This is a genomic window from Ruegeria sp. CK1, assembly GCF_056536545.1.
The window spans coordinates 1-2500 of record NZ_JBQFPX010000020.1 but is presented as its reverse complement, the minus strand read 5'-3'; the positions used below and the strand labels follow the sequence as shown (position 1 = coordinate 2500).

General features: G+C 54.6%; 1 tRNA gene and 2 rRNA genes (1 of these 3 cut by a window edge). All 3 read left to right on the top strand.

From position 1 onward, the window contains the following. A 23S ribosomal RNA gene (locus tag ACR0L3_RS20500) occupies positions 1–2041 on the top strand; it begins 807 nt to the left of the window's first position. Positions 2042–2223: 182 nt separating this feature from the next. Continuing rightward, a 5S ribosomal RNA gene (rrf, locus tag ACR0L3_RS20495) occupies positions 2224–2338 on the top strand. 48 nt (positions 2339–2386) lie between these two features. Continuing rightward, a tRNA-Met gene (locus ACR0L3_RS20490) sits at positions 2387–2463 on the top strand. Positions 2464–2500 lie beyond the last annotated feature (37 nt).

Sequence of the window (2500 nt, the reverse complement as noted above, 5' to 3'; positions counted from 1 at the left end):
GCTGTGCCTAGGGGTGAAAGGCCAATCAAACTCGGAGATAGCTGGTTCTCTGCGAAATCTATTTAGGTAGAGCGTCATCCGAATACCCCGGGGGGTAGAGCACTGGATGGGTAATGGGGCCCCACAGGCTTACTGATCCTAACCAAACTCCGAATACCCGGGAGTACTAGATGGCAGACACACTGCGGATGCTAACGTCCGTAGTGGAGAGGGAAACAACCCTGACCTACAGCTAAGGCCCCCAATTCATGGCTAAGTGGGAAAGCAGGTGGGACGACCAAAACAACCAGGAGGTTGGCTTAGAAGCAGCCATCCTTTAAAGATAGCGTAACAGCTCACTGGTCTAAATAAGTTGTCCTGCGGCGAAGATGTAACGGGGCTCAAGCCATGAGCCGAAGCTTAGGATGCCGTAAGGCATGGTAGCAGAGCGTAGTGTGACATAGATCCATGCCTCCTTGATCCCTTCGGGGATATTGGAGGCGAGGATCTTTCGATGAAGCCGGCCTGTGAGGGATCCGGTGGAGAGATCACTAGTGAGAATGATGACATGAGTAGCGACAAAGAGTGTGAGAGACACTCTCGCCGAAAGTCCAAGGGTTCCTGCTTAAAGCTAATCTGAGCAGGGTAAGCCGGCCCCTAAGCCGAGGCCGAAAGGCGTAGGCGATGGGAACTAGGTTAATATTCCTAGGCCAGGAGGATGTGACGGATTGCAGATGTAGTTCAGCCTTATCGGATTGGTTGGGCTGCTGAGCAGTTCCTGGAAATAGCCCTCCATCAGACCGTACCCTAAACCGACACAGGTGGACTGGTAGAGCATACCAAGGCGCTTGAGAGAACGATGTTGAAGGAACTCGGCAAAATACCTCCGTAAGTTCGCGAGAAGGAGGCCCGGTTCCTAGGCAACTAGGGGCTGGGGGCACAAACCAGGGGGTGGCGACTGTTTATTAAAAACACAGGGCTCTGCGAAGTCGCAAGACGACGTATAGGGTCTGACGCCTGCCCGGTGCCTGAAGGTTAAAAGGAGAGGTGAGAGCCTTGAATTGAAGCCCAGGTAAACGGCGGCCGTAACTATAACGGTCCTAAGGTAGCGAAATTCCTTGTCGGGTAAGTTCCGACCTGCACGAATGGCGTAACGACTTCCCCGCTGTCTCCAACATCGACTCAGCGAAATTGAATTGCCTGTCAAGATGCAGGCTTCCCGCGGTTAGACGGAAAGACCCCGTGCACCTTTACTACAGCTTCGCACTGGCATCAGGATTGTGATGTGCAGGATAGGTGGTAGGCTTTGAAGCGGAAACGCAAGTATCCGTGGAGCCTCCCTTGAGATACCACCCTTCGCACTCTTGATGTCTAACCGCGGTCCGTTATCCGGATCCGGGACCCTGCGTGGCGGGTAGTTTGACTGGGGCGGTCGCCTCCTAAAGCGTAACGGAGGCGCGCGAAGGTTGGCTCAGAGCGGTCGGAAATCGCTCGTTGAGTGCAATGGCAGAAGCCAGCCTGACTGCGAGACTGACAAGTCGAGCAGAGTCGAAAGACGGCCATAGTGATCCGGTGGTCCCGAGTGGAAGGGCCATCGCTCAACGGATAAAAGGTACGCCGGGGATAACAGGCTGATACTGCCCAAGAGTCCATATCGACGGCAGTGTTTGGCACCTCGATGTCGGCTCATCTCATCCTGGGGCTGGAGCAGGTCCCAAGGGTACGGCTGTTCGCCGTTTAAAGAGGTACGTGAGCTGGGTTTAGAACGTCGTGAGACAGTTCGGTCCCTATCTGCCGTGGGTGTAGGAGACTTGAGAGGAGTTGCCCCTAGTACGAGAGGACCGGGGTGAACGATCCACTGGTGGACCAGTTGTCGTGCCAACGGCAGTGCTGGGTAGCTATGATCGGACAGGATAACCGCTGAAGGCATCTAAGCGGGAAGCCCCCCTCAAAACAAGGTCTCCCTGAGGGCCGTGGAAGACCACCACGTCAATAGGCCGGAGATGTAAGCGCAGTAATGCGTTCAGTTGACCGGTACTAATCGCCCGATAGGCTTGATTTGATCCAGTAATGGAAAGACAAGACCAAAGCATACACCGACCTTGACAATGGATAGCGTCGCAGCGCCAAGCCGCGATGTTGATTGACATAACTACCGAGTGGCAACGCGCATTTGCATGCAAATACGCTGCCTGCCACTCGTCGCGCTTTGAAAAGCAAAGTCGCGACGGGGATTTTCCTCGGTTTGGTGGTCATAGCGCAAGTGAAACACCCGGTCCCATCCCGAACCCGGAAGTTAAGCACTGCCGCGCCAATGGTACTTGGGCTTAAGCCCCGGGAGAGTAGGTCACCGCCAAACCTAGTAAAATCCCCCTTCTCTCTAACGATGAAACAAATCTGACTCTGACGCGGGATGGAGCAGCCCGGTAGCTCGTCAGGCTCATAACCTGAAGGTCGTAGGTTCAAATCCTACTCCCGCAACCAGCGTCAGAAAATCCAAACACAGAACGTTCAGACGGCA